Below are 17,348 nucleotides of genomic sequence, written 5' to 3' on the forward strand. Positions count from 1 at the left end.
TTCAATTGAAAAAGCCCCCACATAAATGGTGGAGACTTCATCCCTTTTTATAGACTATCAATAAACGCTTCATATGCTAGCATTGCTTCTAGGAGGGCTTGTTGGATTTTCCAGAGCTGTTCTTCATCACTGCTATCTTCGACTTTAGCGAGTTGCTCTGTTCCTCTTTTAATGGCATTCATATACTTTGTTGCTTGAGTAACAGATGCTTCAGATAAGCTTGATAATGCCTCTTCTTTTGATGCTTCCCAATCCGCTTGAGCTGTGAGCGCAATTTCAATTTGTTCTGGTTTTAATATGTCTTCATCGCCAGCGATTCCTCGAATCGAAACAAGAGCTAGTTCTTCAAAAAGTGCCATCCCGTCTTGAAAGAATTGCTTAACTTCGTCTTTAACTTCATCATTACTTGAAGGAGCAACCGTAAATGGCTTCACATACGTATCTTGGCCTTGTTGTTGATATAGCTGACTGAGTGCATTCGCATATTCACGGTCTTGTCCAACTCCAATAAACATGTAAATAGGGTCGCTAGATTCAACCAATACCCCAGCTAGTCCTTTTTCTTTCAATGAGGACACGACTTCTTGTCCTTTTTCTACCGTTGAGTATGCTCCCCCTTGGACAACATCAACCGTTAATGAAGGTAAGCCGTCTTGTTTAGCCTCAATTAAACTTTCAACAGATACCGCATCTTGTGTATTTTCTCCTGTCGCTTGTGACTCTCCTGTAAAAATCGTTAACACCATTAGTCCAAAACTTACACCAACAATGATAGCAGATAAGCCAGCTAACAAAATCGAAAAAGGAAATGACTTTAATGAGAACTTTAAGCTTTTTTTGTTCTTCGCTTGCTTCTTCCGGTTAAAAGGTAATTTAGGTGCCAATTCATGATTCCCATCATCCCAAAATGGTTGAGTACGTTCTTTTCTCTCTTCATGTTTTTCCCTAAAATCTATGATTTCTGGTTGTACGGTTTCTTTCTTTTCTTCCTTTTTCGGAAGTGGATCAGAGGCTTGATTGTTCGTATCACGGGTTGCTGCTGTCTCTTTATAGGTACGTTCTTTCCCATTTAGCTTTACTGATATTTGTCTTTTCTCCTTGTCCACAGGAACTGCCCCTTTCATCAATGTTTCTTACTACTAGTCTATTAGATTATTTAATTTGCTAGAACTAGTATTTTCACTTTTTTTATATCTTTTTTTAGTTCTAGTAAATTGGGTAAAACAACTTGTCCTTATCTTCATTTTTATTCAACATAAAAAAAGATAGAACAGGGTTTCCCCTATTCTACCCTTTTAATTTCATATAATGGGTCTTCTTTTTCTGATGGACGTTCATAGTCCACTTTCGGAGTCTCTTCTTTTAATTCCTCTAGTTCAGGATAATAGAAAGTAGATACATTTACTAAAAACTCTAAGTTTTCGATTTCATCATCAATCATAATTTGTTCGTTATGACCTATGAACGTTACCATATTAATGTTTACAAGACGTGGTAAACTGTCTAATGTTCTTAGGAAAGTCGCAATCTCTTTATATTCCTTTGCACGTACCGTAAGTTGGAAATGAATTTGCTTTACATCATCTAAGTTAGGACCATACGGATTCGAAGATTCTTCCCCTTCTGCTGGAGCTTCTTCTGGCGCAGCTTCTTGTTGTTGAGCAGCCTCCGCTGCAGCCGCAGCTTCTGCTTCTCTTTCTTCATCTGTTTTATTCATTTCTATTAGAATATCTAGAGGTCTTGAATCAGATGTTTCAATCCGGTCATCGGTTATATCTAATGAAGAAATATACGTACCGGATAAAATCTCAGCACGAGCAAGATGCAGTAAAAATTGATCCATTAATGGTGTCACTGGTAGTTTCTTTTGAAACGTGAATGAAGTTTCAATTTCCTTCGCTTCAGCTTGGCGAAGAATCCTACGGCTTTCTTCCAGCACTGCTTGTTCAACCTGTAGAGAATCAATTAATGTCTCACGGTCAACAACAAGGGTTGAAAAATAGCTATTATAAAGGAAGTAACCACCACCGCCGACTAAAGCAAGGATAAGCACTAATACGATAATATGAATTCTTGTAAAAGATACCGTCATTGCTCCTCATCCTCCCCTTGCCCTAGCTTCTTCACTTCAGGTGAATTAATCATTAACTTAAAAGAAGCGACATAACGTGGTAAAAACTCAGATTCCTCAATAGTTTCCTCGTCCATTAAAGCATCCGCCGAGATATTTGAAATGACAACATCACGGACAATCGGTGAAATGGTTAACACTTGATTATAAGCTGCAATTTGTTCAATTTGGTCAAAGCTTGCATCAAAGTTAACTTCACCCGATAATTGATAATCAAAATTTAAAAAGAACCCACGCTCTGGCAAAAGAGCAACTAAATAATCTAGTAAAGTTGAAGCTGGAATAACATGATTTTCTAGAGTTTCTAACGTAGTCGTTAATCTATCGACTTCACTGACGACTTGACTCGATTGAATCTCAGCAGATAAAATCTTCACTTCCATGATTTCCTGTTCCATCGTCCTCACATCTGTCGTTAAATCATCATGCATAAAACGAAAAGTAAGAAGCATCGCAATGATAACAAAAGCAACAATACCTATAATTAATAGGTTTGTCATATCCCTTTTTTCTTTTTCTGGTAAGAGATTTACTTCTAATAACATCATTGCACCTCTTTCTTCAGTGCCAAGCCCGCAGCTTCAAAGAAGTGCTGTGGCAAGGAACCTTTTTTCGTTTCAATTGATTCATCCATTCCACTATCAACTTGAACATCAAGATTTTCTCTACACATTTTTACCATTTTATTCAAGTAAGGATGGTCTCCTACTAAAATCATTCTTGTTACACTGGCTTTTCCATCATTCACTGAAAAGTGATAGAACTTTAAGACACGGTCAATTTCCGTATAAATTTCACGTGTTTGTCCATCAATTTCAGCTTCATTACCCTTCCAGACTAAACGCTCTGTACCACCTTCATAATCAACAACCCAGCTATTCAATGAAACGGTAGGTTTAAAGTGTCTTGTAAACACAGGTAAATCATTTGTAAAAATAGTAGCATTGGCAGACGTAACATCAAATTGAACAAGCAATACGTGTTCATCAGCATGAACTTTCTCCATCTTGTGTAACAAACGGTAGATTGACAATGAAGATAAATCAGCTGCGTTTGGTTTAAGCTTATACTCACTTAACATGTTTCTCATTTGCAATACTGACTTTTCACGACTAGCAATTAGGATTACGTCTCGCTTACCATTTTTATCACCAATGATTTGATAATCGAACACAGGATCCTCAAAAGGAAGGTGAATGCTTTCTCCTAGTTCAAGAAACAAATGACCACGAATTTCATTCTCAGGAATATCATACGATAGCTGAATATTTTTAATAACGACAAACGCATCTGGTGCACAAAACTGAACCGATTGTCCTTTTAAGCCCCATGCTTCTATACATTCATCAATAATTATTTTAAACGTATCACGGTCAACCACTTGACCATCTTGAACAATTCCACTTGGTAAAAAACGTTCTCCATAGCTTTGAATTGCCGTCAAGAATGGTTTTTTGGCATGGACATAACGGATGACATGGTCTTTGATAACTAGACTTGTCCTCATTTGCTTATTGCTTGTTAACAGCTTCACTTAACGTCACCACCATTTCTTAATATATAAGATAAGGCTTTGTAGCGGTTACGACCGTACTTAGCACAAAAATTCGAATTTAATTTACAAGAATTGCAAATACCAATTAATTAAGAGGTCTCCATAAAAATAAGCAATAATTGTTCCAAGTACTATATATGGACCAAAAGCCATCGGTTTCCCACGTTTCACTTTTCCAAGTAACATTCCGACCGCACCAAACAGTGCACCAAAGAAGGTTGCTAAAAAGAAAGAGAGTAATACATTTTGTAGGCCTAAAACAAGACCAAGTACAGCGTATAACTTAATATCTCCACCGCCCATACCACCTTTACTTACAAAAGCAATCAGTAGCAGCAATCCAAACCCTACTCCAGCCCCTACAAACATATCCCACCACGGATCGAGTGGCGCAAGAAAAACTCGTAATAGGACAAATAGAGGAGCAAACACTAGTAATATTTTATCAGGAATTAACATATATGATATATCTGTCACTGTAATTATGACAAGCATCGACATAAACAAAAGCGCAACCGCTAACTCCCATGTAAAACCAAAATAAAGATAAGATAATAGTAATAAAAGTCCAGTCGCTAATTCCATTAGCGGATAAATCGGTGAAAACTTAGTCTGACAACCTCGACATTTCCCACGTAAAAACACATAGGAGAAAAATGGGATAAGGTCAAGTGCCGTAAGCGTTCTCTTGCATTTCGTGCAGTGAGACCGCGGTGTAACGATTGATTGTTTTTGTGGTACGCGTAAGCCGACTACGTTGTAAAAAGAGCCGAGTATTAGTCCTAAGATAAAGATATATACATCCATCATATAAGTTCCTTTTTAATTAAGTAAAAAAGCCTTAGTATATTTTAACTCTAAGGCTTTTAAACTATTAATTAATTTAGTTTCCTGCAATAGCTTTGTTTCTATTTAAGTCCGCTTCTGCTACAGCTACTTTACCAGTTCCTTGTTGTACTCCCCTTGTGGCATTAACTAATTTTACAGAGTAAGTATGTGTTGTACCTGCTACAACAACTTGAACATACGACTCATTTGCTGGTGGTCCAGTAACAATTCCAGCCGTTGCATCAGCTGTTGGCCCTTGTGTAAGGATTTTGTCTCCAGCCCTTTTATATCCACCTGTACTGTTATCAGGGTCTTTAATAGATTCAATATATCCTTTATCTTCTAGATATTGTAACGGTACAAAGTATGTTCCAGGATTTTGTAACGTTCTATCTGATAGTGCAGCTAACTTAGCAGATGTAACCATTTGTTGTGCATTAGCTACGTGCGCATCCTGTTTACTGTTATCAATAATGCCACCAATACTTGGCACAGCAATTGCAGCAATAATTCCAAGAATTACAACTACAGCTAGTAACTCGATAAGCGTTAAACCTTTTTCGTTTTTAAGTAATCTTTTCACTTCTTTTTTCCACCCTTCAATTTCAAGTATTTTTTGTTTAATCTCAGAGCAAAGTCAAGTGTAATACGAAGTATGCTATAAGTTCCAATATTGTGCTTTGAGTCTTAAACAGTTTACAAGCTAGTTCTATAGCCTGTGGTTTTCTTACTTTTATACTATCATCTTACTACAATTAATAGTATAGTTCTTTAGTACTATTGTTGTCAATATTTATATTTTTTTGCAAATATTTGTCTTATTGTATTGCATCAAATACTTTGAACATTGGAATCATAATCGACATAACGATTACACCGACCACTCCAGCTAATACTACAATCAGAATAGGTTCAATCAATGATTTTAATTGTTCTGTTGCAGTATCAACTTCATCCTCATAAAATTCTGCTACCTTGTCCAACATTGCATCTAATGCACCCGTAGATTCACCAACAGAAATCATTTGGGTAACAAGCGGAGGAAATACCCAACTTTCTTCCATTGGTTTAGATAAAGATTCTCCTTTTTCTAATGATGAGCGTGAATCTCTTATAACATTCTTAATAACATTGTTTTTTACAACTTTCTCGACAATTACCATAGCTTGCAGCACTGGCACAGCTGAAGAAAAAAGGGAACTTAAGGTCCTTGTAACACGAGCTAACTCAGCCTTTTGTAGCAATTTCCCAAATAAAGGCGTCTTCAAAATTATAAAATGCAGATACAACCTTGATTGTTTATTATCGTTAATCACTTTAAATCCTATAATTACTACTAATACAAAAACTATTATTGTCCACCAATAACTTTGGACTACATCACCTGCTGCAAGTACAAACTGTGTTAATGCTGGTAGCTCTGCATCAAATGACTCAAACATGGTAGCAAACGTCGGGACTACTGACGATAGTAAAAAGATAACAACCGCTACTGTTACAACTCCTACTGCAGCTGGATACGTAATTGCAGATTTCACTTTTTGAACAAGCTTGTATTGCTTTTCATAATAGAATGCTAATCTGTCTAACACTTCGTCGAGATTACCACCAATTTCCCCTGCTTTTATCATATTAATATATAGCGGAGGAAATACTTTCGGGTGTTGTTCACATGATTCAGACAACGGATTACCTGAGCGTAATTCCGTTTCTACTTGCATTAAAACTTTTTTAAGCGCTTTGCTACTTGTTTGTTCTGCAAGTATTTCCGTTGCTTCTACAACAGTAATACCCGCTTTTAGTAAAGTAGCAAATTGACGCATGTAAATAACAAAATCCTGAGGCTTAACCCCACTTCCGATGCTAATTTCTTTGTGTAAGGCGCCAGAAAGTTCTTTAACCTCTAACGCCATAATTCCTTGGTCACGTAGTTGTAGACGAATTTCCCTTTCTGATTCAGCTTGAAGCTTTCCTTGAACGGTCTTTCCTCTACGATTTCTACCTTTGTATCGATACTGTGCCATTAGCTTCCCAACTCACTTAAAAAGACTGAAGCTGCTTCTTGTGTGATGATGCGTTTGTTTAGCAGCTCTGTGATTGATTGCTCCAGTGTGTGCATGCCATACGCTTTACTCGTTTGAATGATACTTGGAATTTGATGGATTTTTTCATTACGAATTAAGTTTTTAATCGCTGGGTTTGTTATCATGATTTCTGTTGCTGCACGGCGTCCTTTGTTATCAGCCGTTTTAAATAGACGTTGTGATACTACTGCAACAAGCACGGATGCAAGCTGAACACGCACCTGCGGTTGTTGGGCAGGTGGAAAAACGTCAATAATACGGTCAATCGTCGACGGTGCATCGTGGGTATGAAGCGTTCCTAATACAAGGTGACCTGTTTCCGCTGCTGTAATCGCAATCGCAATCGTTTCAAGGTCACGCATCTCCCCAACGAGAATGATGTCCGGATCCTGACGTAAACAACCACGTAAACCATTGGAAAAGTTTTGTGTATCAAAACCAATTTCACGTTGGTCAATAAGAGAACTGCCATGATTGTGCAAATACTCTATCGGGTCTTCTAGTGTAATAATGTGCTTACTCATTGTTTTGTTAATATGAGAGATCATTGCTGCTAGAGTTGTAGATTTACCACTACCTGTAGGTCCAGTAACGAGAACTAACCCTTGTGGTCTCTTTGCAATATCTAGTAATACACCTGGCATTTGTAAGTCTTCTAGGTTGGGAATCTTAGTTGGGATAACACGAAGTGCTAAACTAATACACGCTCGTTGATAGTAGGCATTGACACGAAAACGGGAGACGGCTGGAATTCCGTGCGAGAAATCGAGCTCTCCGCGTTTTTCAAATGTGTCCCACAAGTTTTCATTAATGATGGCACGCGCCATTCCTTCTGTATCTGCCGGTTTTAACTTTTCCGTTCCATACGTTTGTAGTTCACCGTTTACTCGAAACACAGGAGGGGCTCCTACTGTTAAATGAATATCTGATGCGCCCATTGCAAAGGCTTCTCGTAATAAATTGTCTAATACTTCTAACTTCGATGTTGCTAGCATTCGGTTCCCCCCTACTCTTCCATTGCTACTCTAAAGACTTCATCAATTGTTGTTAAGCCTTGTTTTGCTTTTAATAGTCCATCGTCAACTAAGAAAATCATGCCACTTTCATGGGCATATTTTTTCAAGTCTGCCATAGATTGATTGTTCATCATAATTTGACGGATTTCCTCATCTATGACTAAAATTTCATGAATCGCAACCCTACCTTTGTACCCAGACTTATTACACTGGACACAACCTTTGCCTCTGTAAATCGTACTGACTTTAATCCCGCGCTTATCGAAGAGTTCGCGCTCCATTTGTGTAGGCTCGTACTCTTCTTTACATTGATTGCAAATTCGACGTACTAATCGCTGTGCAACAATTCCTGTAATCGATGACACAACCATGTATGGTTCAATTTCCATATCGATTAAACGAGGTATCGTAGCAATCGCACTATTCGTATGAAGTGTACTCAATACAACGTGTCCAGTAAGTGACGCACGGATAGCTATCTCTGCTGTCTCTGTATCACGAATCTCCCCAACCATGACAACGTTCGGGTCTTGTCGAAGAATTGATCTGAGTCCTGCAGCAAATGTTAAGCCTGCTCCTGGATTTACCTGTACTTGGTTTATCCCTTCAATCTCATACTCGACTGGGTCTTCTACCGTAATGATGTTAATTTCTTCTGAATGCAAGTGATTTAAAGCCGCGTATAAGGTTGATGACTTACCTGAACCTGTTGGGCCGGTAATTAACACTAATCCTGCTGGTTGTTCAATGACTTTCTTAAACTTTTGCAAGTTAATTTTATTAAAGCCAAGATTATTTAAATTCGTAAGTCCTGCACCTAAGTCAAGGATACGAATAACGATTTTTTCTCCGTACATCGTTGGTAGCGTTGAGACACGAAGGTCAACTTGTTTCAAATCAATAACTGTTTTCACTCGTCCATCTTGTGGAAGACGACTTTGGGTTACATTTAAACTAGCCATAATTTTCACACGAGCCACTAATGCATTTTGGATGGATTTTTGCAATGAACGTTCTGTACGCAATACACCGTCTACACGGTATCGCACGACTACCTTTTTCATTTGTGGGTCGATATGAATATCACTCGCCTTAAGCGTTAAACCAATTTGAAGAATTTGATTGACGAGACGGATGACAGGAGCGTCTGTGTCTTCGCGAATATATTCTAATTCTTCGTCTTCCTCTTGTTCTATTACTGAGAACTCATCGAGTGATTGTTCCATACCATAGTGTTGCATTATGCTGCGTTCAACATCTTCTTTAGAAGCAATCGCAGGTTGAACCTGAAAGCCTGTTGCCATCCGAATGTCATCAATGGCTGCATAGTCCATTGGATTGACCATTGCTACATATAACAAGTTTCCATCCTTTTTAATCGGAATAAGCATGTTTCGCTTTGCAAAGTCCTTAGTGATGACATGCAATATCGACGTGTCAACCGGATAGCGCATTAAATTGATATGTGGAATTCCAAGCTGGAATTCGAGGGCCTCAATGAGCTGTTGCTCTGTAAGCCAACCTCTTTCAATGAGGGCATCCCCGATTCGTTGTCCCTCTTTTTTAGATTGAAGGGCATCTAATAATTGTTGTTCGGTGACGAATCCGGCTTGGACGAGCAAATCACCTATTCGCATACGTTTTATTGCCATTGGACTGCCTCCTATTTAAATTCAATCTCTAAATCATCATCTTCCGTTTCTTCACCTTTTATTTCGTCAATTGGTTCTTCTGTTCCAGGTTCAATCTGTCCTGAATCTAATTCTGGGTCATTTGGATCCACTGAAGGGTCAGGATTTTCACCTGTTTCCGTCCCTGACTTTTGTAAGCCCTTTTGTTCAACACGATGAGTCGCTGGATAATAATCCTCGGATACAACAACAATTTCAAGCTCTTCATTTTTCAAGCCACGTACGATTTGTAGGACTTCAATGAAATAACCCTTTTTCCCCGTGACTAATATCTTCGTATCCTTTGGTCCTAGTTTGCTTGAAAATTGAACAATTTTTCGTGGTTCTACTTCTTTCTCTTCTCCAAGAGCTAGCTCATATGAATATAAAAACGGCAATCCAGAGATAGAAACAGTCAATTCATTGTTTTCATACTTTGCATTTAGCGTATAATCGTAGTAATTTTTATTATAAAATTTAAGGTCCATTAGACCTGGATCTACTATCGCTTCCAGTCCGATATCAACATAACCCGGTACTTCTCTACCAATATGTCGTTCAATCAGTGTGAAATTTGTACCCATTATCGTTTGAAAGATCGCTGAACTTAGCGTATTTAATGATTCACTTCGAACTGCAGGTTGTCCAAGCTCATTTAGTCTTTCCACTAGTGAAAAGTCCCCACGTTTTTCGATCACTTCTCCGTCTAATGCTTTTACCCATCTCTCAAAATAACCATTTGGATCAGAAATAGAAATCGTCGTTTCAACGATTTTTTCAGGAGTACGTTGGTGCTCTGTGGTGAAATAGTCATGAATATCAAGTCGTACTTCCATAACATTCGTTGATGAAATTTCTTCTTCTAGTGCTTTGATTAAAGCATCCATGTCAATCCAGCTTGCGACATTCGGATACGTTAATCTCTCAAGGTCTTGTTCAACAATCGCTGCACTGACTGTTGGTGTTAGCATCGCATACCCGCTATCAAGTGCCGTTGAAATACTTTCTGAAATATTAAACTCAACTGCATTAGGGTCGACAAGAATTAAATTATCAAATAATACGAGTTCAATAATCGCTCTTTGTCGCCAATCAGTTACTGTTCCTGCTAGAATTTCTTCTACTTCGCTTACGGACATTCCACCAACATCAACCCCAGCAATTTGTGCGTGTCTTTGAAGTTTTTTCTCAGGCTGTACTACGGTTTCATAAGCAAAGGCACCACCAAAAGCAAAAATAAAGATACTAGCACTACTTACGATTAATAGCATAAATACCGTTACGTACGAACTTAATTGCTTCACAGACTGTCACCTCCATTATTTATTTTTGATCTTCGAATATATTTTCTTCTAATTCATCAAACAGTTTTGAACGGTTTGAAGTTTGTTCTTTTTTTGTGCCTTTCAACTCATTCCAAAAGTCTTCTTGAGCTTGTCTACCATATGTCATTTCTTCATCATACGAATCTGGTTCCTCTGATGAGGCTACCATAGGTTCTTCTTGAATTGCACTTGGTCTGCGTGATAATAAAGTAGGTTCCTCTTCGCCTTCCTCTTTTTTATCACTATCTTCAGCAAGCATCCGTTTGGGACGTTGGTAGAATATCTCTTCTTGATTTACTTCTTCTGTTACCTCTACTTCTTCAACAGCTGTTACTTCAGCCACCTCTACTTTTTCATCGGCAACTTCATCTATAACTTCAAGACTAGCAGCAATTTCAGTTTCATCTTCTTCAATGACATTATTTTGCTCAAATTCAGCAAATAAGCGGTCAATCATTTCTTGCGATAAAGGCGCATCACTTGATGAAAATAGATCTTCTTCCTCTTCTTGTTCTTCTTCTACTACTACTGGTTCCTGAGCGATAACTACCGCACCACTCACATCAGAGCTAGAATCCAGTTCATTTTCCTGCTCAATTTCCAATTCTAAAATTGATTTTTCTTCAACAACTTCTTCTGTTTCTTCATTTTGAGTTTGTTCACCAGTAGCTTGTCTGATTAATTCATCAATTGCATCCTGCTGAAGTAATGCACCTGAACTAGTAGAACTTTCTATTTCACTAGTGTCTACTACGTTAGTTACCATTTCGCTTGCAACCACTTCACTTGGCATGTCATTTTCAGTGTTTGTATTTATTTCAGGTTGAACAGCTTCTTTAACTTTCATATCAGCCTTTGTCGGTCGTTTCGCTACTCTTTCAACAACGTTGGTTGATGATGAAGGTCTGAAGCTTTCCTCATTTTGCTCATTCTTAGGTGTTACTTGTTTGCCAATAATGTACGTGAAAAGTAGCATTAAAAAGACAAATCCTGCTGCTGCAATAACAGGAGAATAAAGGGAATATAATAAGTACGATAGAAAAACAAGTAAAAAAGATATAAATACAATTTGTATCAATGTTTTATTTTGCAGAGATAACTTAATGAAGCCAAATAAAACAAGTACAATTCCTGCACCAATTAGTGCCATTACAAATTCTAGCAAAATATCACCCCATCCCTTAACTGTTAGAAAATTCCTAAATCTATTGTATCAGAAAAAAGTCGAATATTGTACAATTAAAACGAGAGAATTATATAAACATTACTTTTAGAATACTTATAATATAGTATAAAAGATATAATTTTTTTGTTATTTCCTTTTTTTTATTGATTTTATCAGCATTTGTCATAGGATGGTTTTTATTACAAACAAACAAAACACACCATTTTTCTACATTTTTTTATTAAAAATAACTCCTATATCTCCTTCAAAACAAAAAAAAGCTAGAGATTTCCCTCTAACTTTCTGGCCATATTTGATCATTTCTAATTTGATAAGAACTCCATTGATAATTTATTTTATCTTCGTCTAGTTCAAGTGTGAATAGACCTGTTTCAGCTGTAGGTCCTGTTACGTAGTTAGGAAATAAAAAGTTACCTAAGGAATAGGCAATTGGTTTGCCATTATACGTTTCAATTGGTTGAAGTACATGGGGGTGTGCACCTATAACTGCATCGGCACCAGCATCTATCATCGCTTCACCATAATAGATTTGATAAGGTTCCGGATAAGTCGATCGTTCTATCCCCCAATGGATATAGACAAGAACATAGTCCGCAATCTCTTTTTCTTTAGCTATGATATCTAGCATTCTTTCAAGCTGATAGCCGCTTGCGATTCCAGGTTTATCTTCACGAGCGTACCACGTTTCTGTAGGAAGTACTCTTGAAAATCCAAGAAACGCAATGCTCCGCCCTTTTATCGTGACATATTTTGCAGAATACGCTTCTTCTTTATTCAAACCAGCCCCAATATAAGCTAAACCATATTCATCTAAGTAGTTCATGGTATCTACTAGGCCTGCTTCTCTGTAGTCCATCGTATGATTGTTTGCTAAAGACACCATGTCAAATCCTGCATTTCTTACCCCATCAAGATAAGAAGGCGGCATTTTAAAATTAAATTGCTTTCCGTATGTTTCTTCTCGATGTGTAACAGCTGTTTCTAAATTAACAACAGCGTAATCCGCTTTCTTAATTTCTTCTTCCACATGTTCAAATGGATAGTTAACACCAAATCGTTCAACAGTGTCTGCTACAGACCCACTCATCATTAAGTCGCCTGCAAAAACTATAGTAATTGGTGACCCATAATCGACATATTCTTTTTCATGTGTGATTATCTCTTTATTTGAAAGATTGACGCTTTGAAAAGGAGAAGCATTTCCTTCCTTTTTCATAAATAGGAAAAAGATTAACATGAGAATTAACAAGCAAAAGAATAAAAGAAACGTTTTTATTTTCATGGCAGCTACCTCTTTTGTAGGATACTACCATGATATGAAAGCTACAGTTTGTCTTATTATAAGAGGGTGAGATAAAGGATGTTTTTTCCCTTTTCTCACCCTCGACCTCTTTATTCATGCACTAATAAGCTAGCCTTCTTTATGCTTAAAATATGCCCTTACTTCAGATATAAAATATAGCGACCCTGCCACTAAAATGATGTCATCTTCTGGCGTTTGTTCTATCATCTCCGAAAGGCCTTGTTTCCAGTTCTCGACGTGATGTTTATGCTGGAATCTACAATTTTCATAAAGTTCATGACTTTGCTGGGCCCGTTCAAAGTCAAAGGTTGTAAACGTGATATCGTCACATACTTCATACAAAGGGCTAAATGTATCATTCACATCTTTTTCCTTAGTCAATGATAACATGGCAAGAATCTTTCTTGGTTTATAGCGGAATATCGTTTCTGTAAGAGCCTCTACTCCTTGACGATTGTGAGCACCATCTATAATGATTAACGGTTTTTCGGAAACTTTTTCAAACCGTCCTAGCCAAAATGTCTTCTCTAGTCCTGTCCTGATTTCATCTTCTTCTATTAATAATGCATAGAAGGTTCTTAAATATTGCAGACCCATGAGAGCTAGTGCAGCATTTTTCACTTGATGTGCACCTTCCATTGAAATATGAAGTTTGTCAAAGCTAGCAAAAGGGGTCTGAAGCGAGAATCTCTTTCCTTCTTCATTAGCTATGTGAAAATCATGACCTAGAACAAGGGCCTTCGCATGTTTATTTTCAGCTGTTTCTATAAATATCTTCAGTACTTCAGGAAGTTCTGCTGTTGTAATGACAGGTACCCCACTTTTAATAATTCCTGCTTTTTCAATCGCGATTTCTTCTATTGATTCACCTAATATATGCATATGGTCATATCCGACATTTGTAATCAACGACACCATTGGAGTTATCACATTTGTGGAATCTAGACGACCTCCAAGTCCCACTTCCATAATTACAATGTCTGGGTATGACACTTTAGCAAAGTATAGAAACGCGATCGTTGTAATTACTTCAAATTCAGTCGGTGAACCTAACTCACTTTCGGCTAATTCTTCAACTAATGGCTTGACGCTTTTCGCCAATTCATCTAACTGCTCATCAGAAATCGGTTCCCCGTTAACAGCAATACGTTCATTAAAAAACTCAATGTATGGTGAGGTAAACGTACCTACTCTTAGACCACCTTCTTGAAGCATGTGCCGTAAGTAACTAACTGTTGACCCTTTACCATTTGTTCCACCAACGTGTATGTATTTTAACCGCCGTTCTGGATTCCCTAATCTCTCAAGCATCCATTCCATTCTTTTCAGTCCTGGTTTAATCCCCAACGGAACAAGACTATGTATCCATTTAACTGTTTCATTCATCTTATTTCACCTCTTAAGAAAAACGGCAAAGCCATAATATATTTGAAGAAAAAGCAAGTCGCAGATTACTGCGAAGCTTGCTTTCCTTAGTATGTCTATCCTTTTAACTCGGCAATTCGGGCTTGAACGGTTTCTCTTTTTTCTATATAATCTTTTTCCTTCGCGCGTTCCTCTTCAATTACTTGTTCAGGGGCTTTTGCGATAAAGCCTTGATTGCTAAGTTTTTTCTGAACTCGCTCAACTTCTTTATCTAGTTTCGCCACTTCATTTTCTAATCGAGCAATTTCAGCATCTAAGTCTAACAATCCTGCTAATGGTAAGAATAATTCTACACCCGTTATCACGTAAGACATTGATTTTTCAGGTGTTGCAAGATCTACACCAATTTTCAACTCGCTCGGATTACAGAATTTCTCAAGATAGCTTTTTCCACGCTCTAATTGTTCTAACACTTTGGCATCCTTCGCCTTGATGTGGAGTTCAATTTGCTTACTCATTGGTACATTTAATTCAGAGCGAGTGTTACGTACAGAGCGAATGATTCCTTTTAGCAAGTTGAAATCTTGAACTGCGGTTGGGAATGTTAATTCTTCCTTAGAAACTGGCCAACTCGCAACTGTTATCGATTCGCCATCATGCGGCAAATGCTGCCATATTTCCTCGGTAATAAACGGCATAAATGGATGTAACAGTCGAAGAGTCTGGTCAAAAACATACGCCAGGATGGATCTTGTTGTCTTTTTAGCTGTTTCATCTTCTCCATATAACGGGAGCTTTGCCATTTCAATATACCAGTCACAAATATCATCCCATATGAAGTTGTAAAGAATTCGTCCTACTTCGCCAAATTCATACGTATCAATTAAGCGAGTAACATCTGTAATCGTTTCTTGTAGTCTTGTCAAAATCCATTGGTCTGCTACAGACTTTTCTCCACTTAAATCTATTTCCTCGTACGTAAGTCCCTCCATATTCATCAAAGCAAACCGAGATGCGTTCCAAATCTTGTTACCAAAGTTCCATGTCGATTCTACCTTTTCCATCATAAAACGCAAATCATTTCCTTGGGAACTTCCTGTAGAAAGGAAGAATCTCAATGCATCTGCACCATATTTGTCGATAACATCCATCGGGTCAATACCATTTCCTAATGATTTACTCATTTTGCGCCCTTCTGCATCTCGAACAAGTCCATGAATGAGTACATCTTTAAACGGACGTTCTCCTGTAAATTCAAGTCCTTGGAATATCATTCTTGATACCCAGAAGAAAATGATGTCATATCCTGTTACAAGAACATCAGTGGCATAATAACGTTTGAAATCTGAAGCTTCTTTATTAGGCCAGCCCATCGTTGAAAACGGCCAAAGCGCTGAGCTAAACCACGTATCTAACACATCATTATCCTGTTCCCAATTTTCAATGTCTGAAGGGGCTTCTTGACCAACAAACACTTCACCCGTTTCTTTATGATACCAAGCTGGTATACGGTGCCCCCACCATAATTGACGAGAAATACACCAATCGCGGATGTTTTCAATCCAATGCAAATACGTCTTTTCAAAGCGGTCAGGAACAAAATTAACTTTTCCTTCTCCTTTTTGAAGGTCAATTGCTTGCTTGGCTAAAGGATCCATCTTTACAAACCATTGTGTTGATAAATAAGGTTCTACTACTGCTCCACTTCGTTCAGAGTGACCAACTGAATGCATATGCTCTTCAATTTTAAATAAGATGCCTTGCTCTTGAAGGTCTGCTATGATTTGTTTACGACATTCAAATCGGTCCAGTCCTTGGTACTTCGCAGCATTTCCATTCATTTTCCCATCTTCACTCATCACCAGGATGCGTTCTAAATTATGGCGATTTCCAATTTCAAAGTCATTTGGATCATGAGCAGGGGTAATCTTAACTGCACCAGAACCGAATTCCATATCAACATAATCATCAGCCACAATTGGAATCTCGCGACCTACGATTGGAAGCTTAACTGTTTTACCAATTAAGTGCTTATAGCGCTCATCTTCAGGATGAACAGCAACTGCAGTATCACCAAGCATCGTCTCAGGACGAGTCGTAGCAACTTCTATCTCTCCGCTTCCATCAGATAGAGGATATTTCATATGATAAAAATGCCCTTGAACATCTTTATAAATGACCTCGATATCGGATAAAGCTGTTTTCGTTTGCGGATCCCAGTTAATGATGTATTCGCCACGATAAATTAACCCTTTTTCATATAAACGAACAAACACTTCACGAACCGCTTTTGATAATCCCTCATCTAATGTAAAACGTTCTCTCGAATAATCGAGTGCTAAGCCAAGTTTTGACCATTGCTTACGAATGAAGTCTGCGTATTCTTCCTTCCACTCCCACGATTTTTCAAGGAACTTTTCTCGTCCTAAATCATAGCGACTTACTCCTTCTTCCCTTAGTTTCCCTTCTACTTTTGCTTGAGTTGCAATTCCGGCATGGTCCATCCCAGGAAGCCAAAGAGCATCATAGCCCTGCATTCTCTTTGTTCGAATTAAAATATCTTGTAATGTTGTATCCCAGGCATGACCTAAATGAAGCTTTCCAGTAACATTTGGTGGAGGAATAACGATTGTATACGGCTTTTTCGATTCATCTCCTGTTGCTTCAAAAAACTTTCCCTCTAACCAGTAAGGGTACCATTTTGCTTCAGTTTCCTGAGGATTGTATTTTGTTGGCATCGAAACTTCATTATTTTCCATCGATGCGAACCTCCTTTATATGTATTGTAAAATATAAAAAACTCCCCCCGTCTCAAAGGACGAAGAGAGAAGATTTCGCGGTACCACCTTTGTTTGCAACACAAAAAAATGTGTTACACACTCATC

Annotated in this window: 14 protein-coding genes and 1 other annotated feature (1 of these 15 only partly in view); all 14 genes read right to left on the reverse strand. The window is 37.9% G+C overall.

What is annotated here, in order from left to right:
- Positions 1–47: 47 nt before the first annotated feature.
- Positions 48–1,106: a hypothetical protein gene (locus BK585_RS18235; RefSeq protein ID WP_078555366.1), complete on the reverse strand. Its 1,059-nt coding sequence runs from the start codon at positions 1,104–1,106 to the stop codon at positions 48–50.
- A gap of 176 nt (positions 1,107–1,282) precedes the next feature.
- Positions 1,283–2,092: a hypothetical protein gene (locus tag BK585_RS18240; protein WP_078555367.1), complete on the reverse strand. Its 810-nt coding sequence runs from the start codon at positions 2,090–2,092 to the stop codon at positions 1,283–1,285.
- Positions 2,089–2,676, reverse strand: coding sequence for a hypothetical protein (locus tag BK585_RS18245; protein ID WP_078555368.1), 588 nt, complete (start codon positions 2,674–2,676; stop codon positions 2,089–2,091). The genes BK585_RS18240 and BK585_RS18245 overlap by 4 nt, the downstream gene beginning before the upstream one ends.
- A complete protein-coding gene (pilM, locus tag BK585_RS18250) occupies positions 2,676–3,665 on the reverse strand; it encodes a type IV pilus biogenesis protein PilM (RefSeq protein ID WP_078555369.1) in 990 nt (329 codons plus the stop codon). The genes BK585_RS18245 and pilM overlap by 1 nt, the downstream gene beginning before the upstream one ends.
- Positions 3,666–3,749: 84 nt before the next feature.
- Positions 3,750–4,496, reverse strand: coding sequence for a prepilin peptidase (locus BK585_RS18255; RefSeq protein WP_078555370.1), 747 nt, complete (start codon positions 4,494–4,496; stop codon positions 3,750–3,752).
- Between the two features lie 73 nt (positions 4,497–4,569).
- Positions 4,570–5,097 (reverse strand): type II secretion system protein, encoded by a 528-nt coding sequence (locus BK585_RS18260; protein ID WP_078555371.1) that lies wholly within the window; start codon positions 5,095–5,097, stop codon positions 4,570–4,572.
- Between the two features lie 235 nt (positions 5,098–5,332).
- Complete coding sequence (locus tag BK585_RS18265) at positions 5,333–6,538, reverse strand: type II secretion system F family protein (protein ID WP_078555372.1); 1,206 nt, start codon at positions 6,536–6,538, stop codon at positions 5,333–5,335.
- Complete coding sequence (locus BK585_RS18270; RefSeq protein WP_078555373.1) at positions 6,538–7,593, reverse strand: type IV pilus twitching motility protein PilT; 1,056 nt, start codon at positions 7,591–7,593, stop codon at positions 6,538–6,540. The genes BK585_RS18265 and BK585_RS18270 overlap by 1 nt, the downstream gene beginning before the upstream one ends.
- An 11-nt stretch (positions 7,594–7,604) precedes the next feature.
- Entirely contained in the window at positions 7,605–9,266 is a 1,662-nt protein-coding gene (locus BK585_RS18275) for a GspE/PulE family protein (RefSeq protein ID WP_078555374.1), read from the reverse strand.
- Between the two features lie 11 nt (positions 9,267–9,277).
- Positions 9,278–10,588 carry a VanW family protein gene (locus BK585_RS18280; protein ID WP_078555375.1) on the reverse strand — a complete coding sequence of 437 codons (1,311 nt, stop codon included), beginning with the start codon at positions 10,586–10,588 and terminating at the stop codon, positions 9,278–9,280.
- Between the two features lie 19 nt (positions 10,589–10,607).
- Entirely contained in the window at positions 10,608–11,774 is a 1,167-nt protein-coding gene (locus tag BK585_RS18285) for a hypothetical protein (RefSeq protein WP_078555376.1), read from the reverse strand.
- Between the two features lie 295 nt (positions 11,775–12,069).
- A complete protein-coding gene (locus BK585_RS18290; protein ID WP_078555377.1) occupies positions 12,070–13,077 on the reverse strand; it encodes a CapA family protein in 1,008 nt (335 codons plus the stop codon).
- A gap of 129 nt (positions 13,078–13,206) precedes the next feature.
- A complete protein-coding gene (locus tag BK585_RS18295; protein WP_078555378.1) occupies positions 13,207–14,484 on the reverse strand; it encodes a bifunctional folylpolyglutamate synthase/dihydrofolate synthase in 1,278 nt (425 codons plus the stop codon).
- A 95-nt stretch (positions 14,485–14,579) separates the two neighbouring features.
- Positions 14,580–17,222 carry a valine--tRNA ligase gene (locus BK585_RS18300; protein ID WP_078555379.1) on the reverse strand — a complete coding sequence of 881 codons (2,643 nt, stop codon included), beginning with the start codon at positions 17,220–17,222 and terminating at the stop codon, positions 14,580–14,582.
- A 52-nt stretch (positions 17,223–17,274) separates the two neighbouring features.
- Positions 17,275–17,348 (reverse strand) — a binding site (T-box leader) (it continues 151 nt past the right edge of the window).

Source organism: Bacillus alkalicellulosilyticus (assembly GCF_002019795.1).
Classification (GTDB): domain Bacteria; phylum Bacillota; class Bacilli; order Bacillales; family Bacillaceae_F; genus Bacillus_AO; species Bacillus_AO alkalicellulosilyticum.

Coding starts and splice junctions, on each gene's coding strand:
- BK585_RS18240 (WP_078555367.1), bottom strand. CDS start 2,092: ATGACGGTATCTTTTACAAGAATTCATATTATCGTATTAGTGCTTATC.
- BK585_RS18245 (WP_078555368.1), bottom strand. CDS start 2,676: ATGTTATTAGAAGTAAATCTCTTACCAGAAAAAGAAAAAAGGGATATG.
- BK585_RS18255 (WP_078555370.1), bottom strand. CDS start 4,496: ATGATGGATGTATATATCTTTATCTTAGGACTAATACTCGGCTCTTTT.
- BK585_RS18265 (WP_078555372.1), bottom strand. CDS start 6,538: ATGGCACAGTATCGATACAAAGGTAGAAATCGTAGAGGAAAGACCGTT.
- BK585_RS18270 (WP_078555373.1), bottom strand. CDS start 7,593: ATGCTAGCAACATCGAAGTTAGAAGTATTAGACAATTTATTACGAGAA.
- BK585_RS18275 (WP_078555374.1), bottom strand. CDS start 9,266: ATGGCAATAAAACGTATGCGAATAGGTGATTTGCTCGTCCAAGCCGGA.
- BK585_RS18290 (WP_078555377.1), bottom strand. CDS start 13,077: ATGAAAATAAAAACGTTTCTTTTATTCTTTTGCTTGTTAATTCTCATG.
- BK585_RS18295 (WP_078555378.1), bottom strand. CDS start 14,484: ATGAATGAAACAGTTAAATGGATACATAGTCTTGTTCCGTTGGGGATT.
- BK585_RS18300 (WP_078555379.1), bottom strand. CDS start 17,222: ATGGAAAATAATGAAGTTTCGATGCCAACAAAATACAATCCTCAGGAA.